The following is a 7,648-nucleotide window of genomic DNA, read 5'->3' as shown; positions in this document are numbered from 1 at the left end:
GGGGGTCGGTGAGCGACGCCGCTCGGTGCCTACTGCTTCTGGTTGAGCCGCTTCGCGATCTCGTCGTCGTACTTCTTCGCGGTGGCCGCGTAGTCGCCGCCCTGGAGGGCCGCGGTCAGGAACTCCTTGATCGGGTTCGGCTTGTCCTCGACGCTCGCCCAGTTCGGGGTGATCGGGGTGACCGCGCCGACCGCCGAGGCGGACTGGGCGGCCTTCGCGAAGTCGCCGGTGAGCTGGCTGTTCAGCGCGGCCTTGTTCGGGATGTTGCCGGCGGCGGCGACCGCGCCCTCGTTCTTGTCGTTGAGGGCGATCTTCAGGAAGTCCTTGGCCATGTCGGTGTTCTTGCTCTGCGCACCGATCGCCAGGTTCGAGCCGCCGAGGAAGACGCCGGAGGGCTTGTCAGCGGTCTTGCCCGGGAGCGGGAAGAAGCCGATCTTGTCCTTCGCCATGTCCTTCTCCGCCGGGAGCTCCCAGCCGAGGGCGATCATGGTGCCGACGTTGCCCTTGCCGAAGACGTCCTTCTGCTGCGGGGTGGCCTCGTCCTTGTCCTTCGGACCGGTGGCCGAGTAGCCCTGCAGCTTCTTGTAGGTCTCGAAGGCCTTCTGCGCCTCGGGCGAGGACAGGCCGCCGACCCACTTGTCGCCGTCCTTCTTGGCGATCTTGCCGCCCTCACCGGTGAGCAGACCGAAGTAGGTGTACCACTCCTGACCCGGCAGGTAGATCGGGTCGGCGACGCCCTCGGTGGCCTTCAGCTTGTCCAGGTCGGCGTAGAACTCGTCCAGGGTCTTCGGCGCGTCGGTCAGCTGGGCCTTGGCCCAGAGGTCCTTGTTGTAGGCGACGACGCGGTTGGAGACCCACCACGGGGCGGCGAACTGCTTGCCGTCCAGCTGGGCGGCCTCGTTCTGGTTGGCGTTCCAACCGTCGCCGCCCAGGGCGGACTTGTCCTTGGTGATGTCGAGCAGGCCGCCCGAGGCCGCGTAGCCGGAGGTCTGGGTGTTGCCGAGCTCGACGACGTCGACCGAGCCCTCGGACAGCGCGGCGGTCACCTTCTGACCGATGCCGTCCCACTCCTGGATCTGGAAGTCGACCTTGGAGCCCGGGTAGGTGGTCTCGAACTCGCTCTTGACCGCGTCGGTCCAGCCCTTCGGGGCGGAGCCGGTCATCAGCCACACCTTCAGCGTCTTGCCGCTGTAGTTCTTGGCGCCCGCCGCGGACGACGAGTTCGAACCGGCGTTGTCCTTGCTCTTGCCGTCCGAGCCACAGGCCGCCAGGCCGACGACCATTGCTGCGACGCCGACCGCCGCGATGAGCTGACGCTTCACGCCATCCTCCTGAGGGATGCCTGGGTTACCCCCGTCGGGCGGCAGCGGCAGACCCACGTAAAGCGGGGGGAAAGGTGCCGCGGACCCCTTCGAGCGGGTGGGGGGATTCATAGTGACCGGCCTAGTGGTGTAGACCAGATGCCTGGAGCTTGGCCTAGACCAATGGGCCTGTCAACGGCTGTTCGACCGATCCGGACCACCCGTTATCAAGCCGACACCGCACATCGTTCATCGCGTGATGAGGTATTCGTTCCGTAGCCATACATGCAACGATGTCACCCGTTAACTATGTGGCGGGGCCCGTAAAGGCCCCGCGAGAAGCGGGAGAACAGGTCCGATGAGCAGCGACGGGGGAACCACCGCCCAGGTCAACGACCCCGAGGTGAAAAACCTCCCGACGCAGGCCGGCGCCGACCCGACCGCGCGCGTCCCCAAGTACTACGGTCTCAAGCGCCACCTGCTCCAGCTGACCGAGACCCAGCCCGCCGGCACCCCGGTCCCGCCCGAGCGCGCGCTGGCCGCCCAGTTCGACACCTCCCGCACCACCGTGCGCCAGGCGCTGCAGGAACTGGTCGTCGAGGGCCGGCTGGAGCGCATCCAGGGCAAGGGCACCTTCGTCGCCAAGCCCAAGGTCGCCCAGGCCCTCCAGCTCACCTCCTACACCGAGGACATGCGGGCCCAGGGCCTGGAGCCCGCCTCGCGGCTGATCGAGATCGGCTACATCACCGCCGACGACCGGCTCGCCCCGCTGCTCGACATCAAGCCCGGCGGCCGGGTGCTGCGGATCGAGCGCCTGCGACTGGCCAACGGCGACCCGATGGCCATCGAGGTCGCCCACCTGTCCGCCAAGCGCTTCCCCGCGCTGCGGCGCAACCTCGCCAAGCACAACTCGCTGTACGCGGCGCTGCGCGAGGTGTACGGGGTCACCGTGGCCGAGGCCGAGGAGACCATCGAGACCACCCTCGCCAACCCGCGCGAGGCCGGCCTGCTCGGCTCCGACCTCGGGCTGCCGATGCTCCAGCTCTCCCGGCACTCCTTCGACGCCGACGGCGACCCGGTGGAGTGGGTCCGCTCGATCTACCGCGGCGACCGCTACAAGTTCATCACCCGGCTCAAGCGCCCGGAGTAGTCCGGGCGGAGTAGTCCGGGCGGAGCAGTTCGGGCGGAGCAGTTCGGGCGGAGCAGTTCGGGCGGAGCACTCCCCCCTCGCACCACGGGCACCGGCGCGCGCGACCCGCGCGCGCCGGTGCCCGTTCGCGTCACGGGAGGGGCAGTACCGGTCGAATACGACCGGTAGCCGTCCGGATGGCGGGAAGTTGCACCGACCCCGGTGACATGGATCACTCCATGCCCTAGATTGCGCAGCCGTACTGACTGTCGATCACCGATGGTGCTGCTCGGCGGGTTCGCGGGGGCGTGCGGTGCCCCGCGGGCTGCGGCGCCGACGGGGAGAACCCTCCGGAGCGGAGCCGAAGATGCCGTCTGATCCCGATACCGTCGAACCTGTCATGCCCGAGCCACCCGGGGACCGGGTGCCCGCGGTGACCCCCGAACGGGTGCTGGCCGGGCTCGCCCTGCTCGTGCCGATCGTCGCGATGCTGTGGGTGTCCTCGTACGACAAGACCGACCCGGGCGTCGGCGGGGTGCCGTTCTTCTACTGGTACCAACTGCTCTGGGTGCCGGTGTCCGCGGTGTTCACCGTGGCCGCGTACCTGCTGATCAACCGGGACGAGAAGGCCCGCAAGGCGGCGCGGAAGGCCGGTGGCGCGCGATGAGCCACGTCAACGTCACGGCCCTCACCGTCTTCGTGCTGTTCTTCGCCCTGGTCACCGTGATGGGCTTCCTCGCCTCCCGCTGGCGCCGCGCGGACGACGCGGCGCACCTGGACGAGTGGGGCCTGGGCGGCCGCAGCTTCGGGACCTGGGTCACCTGGTTCCTGCTCGGCGGCGACCTCTACACCGCGTACACCTTCGTCGCCGTCCCGGCGGCGGTCTACGCGACCGGTGCGGCGGGCTTCTTCGCGGTGCCGTACACGATCGTCGCCTACCCGCTGGTCTTCCTCTTCCTGCCCCGGCTCTGGTCGGTCTCCCGGGTGCACGGGTACGTCACCCCGGCCGACTTCGTCCGCGGCCGGTACGGCTCGCGGCCGCTCTCCCTGGTCGTCGCGCTGACCGGGATCCTGGCCACCATGCCGTACATCGCGCTCCAACTCGTCGGCATCCAGGCGGTGCTGGACGTGCTGGGCGTCGGCGGCGGCGAGAACGCCAACTGGTTCGTCAAGGACCTGCCGCTGTTCCTCGCCTTCGGCGTGCTGGCCGCGTACACCTACTCCTCCGGGCTGCGCGCCCCGGCGCTGATCGCCTTCGTCAAGGACGCCCTGATCTACATCGTGATCATCGTCGCGGTGATCTACATCCCGATCCGGCTCGGCGGCTACGGGCACATCTTCGACGCGGCCGCGCACAAGTTCAGCGCCCCCAAGTCCCCCGGCTCGCTGACCCTCCCGGGCGACAAGCAGTGGACGTACGCGACGCTGGCGCTGGGCTCGGCGATGGCGCTGTTCATGTACCCGCACTCGGTGACCGGCGTGCTGGCCTCCAAGTCCCGCGGCACGGTGCGCCGCAACATGGCGATCATGCCCGCGTACTCGCTGATGCTGGGCCTGCTGGCGCTGCTCGGCTTCATGGCCATCGCGGCGGGCGTCGGCAAGGGCGACAAGAAGTTCAACGCCCAGCTGTCCGTACCGCAGCTGTTCGCCGACATGTTCCCGGACTGGTTCACCGGCGTGGCCTTCGCGGCGATCGGGATCGGCGCGCTGGTGCCGGCCGCCATCATGTCGATCGCGGCGGCCAACCTGTTCACCCGCAACGTCTACAAGGAGTGGCTGAAGCCCGCCGCCACCCCGGCGGACGAGACCCGGATCGCCAAGCTGGTCTCGCTGCTGGTGAAGGTCGGTGCGCTGGTCTTCGTGCTCGGCATGGACAAGCAGGCCGCGATCAACCTCCAGCTGCTCGGCGGCCTGTGGATCCTGCAGACCTTCGTGGCGATCGTCGGCGGCCTGTTCACCCGCTGGTTCCACCACTGGGCGCTGTTCGCCGGCTGGGCGGCCGGCATGGCCTACGGCACCTGGAAGGCCTACGGCATCGCGAGCCCCGCCACCAAGCACTTCGGCGGCAACGCGGCCGCGATCCCCGGCATCGGCGAGATCGGCTACATCGGCCTGACCGCCTTCGCGCTCAACCTGATCGTCGCGGTGGCGCTCACCCTGGTGCTGCGCGCCGTCAAGGCGCCCGAGGGCCCGGACGAGACCAGGCCCGCCGACTACAGCGCCGAGGCCGGCGACGAGGAGCCGAAGAACGCGCCGGAGCCCGTAGCGGCGCACTGATTCGCGCCGCACGCGCCCTGTGATCGCGCCGCCCTCTCCGTGAACACTGGAGAAGGCGGCGCGATCATATGTATGAACAGCCGCCTTCGCAGGGCACCACCAGACCGGACCGGCGACCGGCCGGCAACTGATCGACCCACGGGGAGCACGCGGCCATGGCAGAACTCGGCACCACCCTCAACGGCCAGCACCAGTCCACCCAGAGCCCGCACCACCTCACCACCCACCGCCCGGCGTCGGCCACCCGGCTGCCGTCCGTGCTGATCGCCACCCGGCACGGCGAGTCCACCGCCAACGTCGAGTTCCAGCTGGCCGAGGCCGCCGGCGCGCTCAGCGTCCCGATCAGCTGCCGGGACGCCGACATCCCGCTGTCGCTGCACGGCCAGCAGCAGGCCCAGGCACTCGGCCGCTGGTGGGCCGCCCTGCCCAGCGCCGACCGCCCGCGCAGCGTCTGGTGCTCGCCCTACGTACGCACCACCGAGACCGCCCGGATCGCGCTCGCCCAGGCCGCCGGGCTCGGCGCCGTCCCGGTCACCCTCGCCGTGCGCCACGACGAGCGGCTGCGCGACCGCGAGCTGGGCGTCCTGGAGATGCTGACCCGGGCCGCGATCGAGGCCAAGCACCCGGAGGAGTCCGCCCGGCGGCGCAAGATGGGCGAGCTGTACTACCGGCCGCCCGGCGGCGAGTCCTGGGCCGACGTCGCGCTGCGGGTGCGCAGCCTGCTGCGGGACCTCTGCGAGGAGGAGGCCGGGCGGCCCGTCCTGCTGGTCGCGCACGACTGCACGGTGCTGATGCTGCGCTACGTGCTGGAGCGGCTCACCGAGGAACGGCTCACCGCGCTCGCGCCCGTGCGCAACTGTTCCACCAGCCTGTGGCGCGCCCAGGACGGGCGGCTGCACCCGGACCGCTGGAACAGCGTCGACCACCTCGCCCTGGAGAACTGACCGCCGGTCACGCCTCCTCGTCCGGTCACGCCTCCTCGTCCGGTCACGCCTCGTCGCCCGGTCACGCCTGCTCGTCCGGTCACGCCTCGTCGTCCGGGCCGGCGAAGCAGCGCCGGTAGGCCAGCGGCGTGGTCCCCAGCCGGCGCCCGAAGTGGTGCCGCAGCGCGGCCGCGTTGCCGAAGCCGCAGCGGGCGGCGATCGCGTCCACCGGTTCGGCGGTGGACTCCAGCAGCCGCTGGGCGAGCAGCACCCGCTGCCCGGTCAGCCAGCGGTGCGGCGTGGTGCCGGTCTCCTGCTGGAAGCGGCGGGCGAAGGTGCGCGGGGACATGTGGACCCTGGCGGCCAACTGCTCGACGGTGCAGTCCCGGTCCAGGTGGTGGCGCATCCAGTCGAGCAGCGGCGCCAGCGAGTCGCCGTCGCCGCCGGGCAGCGGGCGGCTCACGAACTGGGCCTGCCCGCCCTCCCGGTGCGGCGCCACCACCATCCGGCGGGCGATCCCCCGGGCCACCTCGGCGCCCTGCGCCTTGCGCACCAGGTGCAGGCAGGCGTCGATGCCGGCGGCCGTCCCGGCCGAGGTGATCACCGGGTCGTCGTCCACGTACAGCACGTCCGGCTCGACGGCGGTCCGCGGGAAGCGCCGGGCCAGGTCCTCGCTGTGCCGCCAGTGGGTGGTGGAGCGGCGGTCGTCCAGCAGCCCGGCGGCGCCGAGCACGAAGGCGCCGCTGCAGATGGACAGCACCCTGCCGCCGTCCGCCACCACCGAGCGCAGCCCCGCCAGCAGCGGCTCCGGGTACTCCGGGCGGATCGTCGTCGCGGTGACCACCACCAGGTCGGCCCCGGCCAGCCGCTCGGGGCCGTGCGGGACGTCCACCGCGAACCCGGAGTGCGTCGTGTGCGGTCCGGGGCGGGCGCCGGCGATCGCGAAGTCGTACCCGGGCAGGCCGTCGGCCGTGCGGTCGAGGCCGAAGACCTCGCAGGCGACACCGAGCTCGAAGGGGTGGATCTCCTCCAGCACCACCGCGACCACGTTCTTCAGCATGCCGCCCAGGATGCCCCGGCCAGCACCGGCGACGGAAGGCCGGGGCAGGCCCGGGTGGCAGTTTTTCGATGAGATCAGTCATTCCTGCCACTCGTGGCCGCCGCCCCGCCCGACCAGAGTGGAGCCATGGACACCGGCACTCTCGCAAGCGCAATCGCCCTGGTCGGGGCCGTCGGAGGCTTCGGCCTGCTCGGCACCCTGATCGGCCGGGAGGTCGCCCGCGGCGCCGCCGCCGGCCGCGACAACTGGCACCGCCCGGGCGGCTACCCGGCCGGCCCGGAACGCCTGGACCGGCTGTACGGCACCATGCCCGCCGCCTCGCTGCGCCCCTCCGCCGACCCGGCCACCCTCCCGGTCCGGGCCACCCCGGAGATCATCACCCCGGACGGCTCCGGCACACTGACGGGATGGACATCCTCATCCGCCAGGCCCTTCCGGAGGACCTCGACGACGCCGGCCGCATCACCGTCGAGGCCTTCGTCGGCGACGGCCACACCTCGCCCGAGAGCAGCTACGTCGAGCTCCTGCGCGACGCCGCCCGCCGGGCCCGGGAGGCCGAGCTCCTGGTCGCGGTCGACCAGGCCGAAGGACGGGTCCTCGGCTGCGTGACCTACGCCGTCGGCGGCACCGAGTGGGCCGACATCGCCGGCCCCCGCGAGGGCGAGATCCGGATGCTCGCCACCGCCGCGGCCGCCCGCGGCCGGGGCGTCGGCGAGGCCCTGGTCCGCGCCACCATCGCCCGCAGCCGCGCACTCGGCCTGGACGGCATGGCGTTCTCCACCCGCCCGCAGATGACCGCCGCCCACCGCGTCTACGAGCGCACCGGCTTCCGCCGCACCCCCGAGCGCGACTGGTCCCCGTACCCGGGCATGGACCTGATGGTCTACAGCCTGGCGTTCTGAGCCAGGCCGGGGCGTCGTCGGCCCTACCCCTCCCCGGTGACCGACAGACGATCAAC

Annotated in this window: 7 protein-coding genes; 5 read left to right on the top strand and 2 right to left on the bottom strand. The window is 71.5% G+C overall.

The annotated features are described in order from the left end of the window. Positions 1-29: 29 nt before the first annotated feature. Entirely contained in the window at positions 30-1,322 is a 1,293-nt protein-coding gene (locus ACFWPT_RS32315; RefSeq protein WP_063347864.1) for an extracellular solute-binding protein, read from the bottom strand. A gap of 337 nt (positions 1,323-1,659) precedes the next feature. Between ACFWPT_RS32315 and ACFWPT_RS32310 the strand changes: the two genes are divergently transcribed. The 4 genes from ACFWPT_RS32310 (at position 1,660) to ACFWPT_RS32295 (ending at position 5,651) form a co-directional block, all read left to right on the top strand. After that, on the top strand, positions 1,660-2,451 hold the full coding sequence (locus ACFWPT_RS32310; RefSeq protein WP_244293370.1) for a GntR family transcriptional regulator: 792 nt from the start codon (positions 1,660-1,662) through the stop codon (positions 2,449-2,451). Positions 2,452-2,830: 379 nt separating this feature from the next. After that, positions 2,831-3,097, top strand: coding sequence for a DUF3311 domain-containing protein (locus ACFWPT_RS32305; protein ID WP_350879663.1), 267 nt, complete (start codon positions 2,831-2,833; stop codon positions 3,095-3,097). Continuing rightward, a complete protein-coding gene (mctP, locus tag ACFWPT_RS32300) occupies positions 3,094-4,707 on the top strand; it encodes a monocarboxylate uptake permease MctP (protein ID WP_380486082.1) in 1,614 nt (537 codons plus the stop codon). The genes ACFWPT_RS32305 and mctP overlap by 4 nt, the downstream gene beginning before the upstream one ends. 155 nt (positions 4,708-4,862) lie before the next feature. After that, complete coding sequence (locus ACFWPT_RS32295; RefSeq protein ID WP_380342784.1) at positions 4,863-5,651, top strand: histidine phosphatase family protein; 789 nt, start codon at positions 4,863-4,865, stop codon at positions 5,649-5,651. A 79-nt stretch (positions 5,652-5,730) separates the two neighbouring features. Here the strand turns inward: ACFWPT_RS32295 and ACFWPT_RS32290 are convergent, their stop codons facing one another. After that, the gene (locus ACFWPT_RS32290; protein WP_380379452.1) at positions 5,731-6,690 is read right to left on the bottom strand and encodes a helix-turn-helix domain-containing protein; all 960 of its coding nucleotides are present in this window, start codon (positions 6,688-6,690) and stop codon (positions 5,731-5,733) included. A gap of 407 nt (positions 6,691-7,097) precedes the next feature. Between ACFWPT_RS32290 and ACFWPT_RS32285 the strand changes: the two genes are divergently transcribed. Continuing rightward, entirely contained in the window at positions 7,098-7,592 is a 495-nt protein-coding gene (locus ACFWPT_RS32285; RefSeq protein WP_380342789.1) for a GNAT family N-acetyltransferase, read from the top strand. Positions 7,593-7,648: the final 56 nt, after the last annotated feature.

Origin of the sequence: Kitasatospora sp. NPDC058478 (assembly GCF_042720345.1) — a bacterium.
Taxonomy (GTDB): Bacteria; Actinomycetota; Actinomycetes; order Streptomycetales; family Streptomycetaceae; genus Kitasatospora.
This window is presented reverse-complemented; position numbering and strand designations above follow the sequence as displayed.

Bases quoted from the DNA above. Each gene is read 5' to 3' on its own strand.
- ACFWPT_RS32310 (WP_244293370.1), top strand. From the start codon at position 1,660: ATGAGCAGCGACGGGGGAACCACCGCCCAGGTCAACGACCCCGAGGTG.
- ACFWPT_RS32305 (WP_350879663.1), top strand. From the start codon at position 2,831: ATGCCCGAGCCACCCGGGGACCGGGTGCCCGCGGTGACCCCCGAACGG.
- mctP (WP_380486082.1), top strand. From the start codon at position 3,094: ATGAGCCACGTCAACGTCACGGCCCTCACCGTCTTCGTGCTGTTCTTC.
- ACFWPT_RS32295 (WP_380342784.1), top strand. From the start codon at position 4,863: ATGGCAGAACTCGGCACCACCCTCAACGGCCAGCACCAGTCCACCCAG.
- ACFWPT_RS32290 (WP_380379452.1), bottom strand. From the start codon at position 6,690: ATGCTGAAGAACGTGGTCGCGGTGGTGCTGGAGGAGATCCACCCCTTC.
- ACFWPT_RS32285 (WP_380342789.1), top strand. From the start codon at position 7,098: ATGGACATCCTCATCCGCCAGGCCCTTCCGGAGGACCTCGACGACGCC.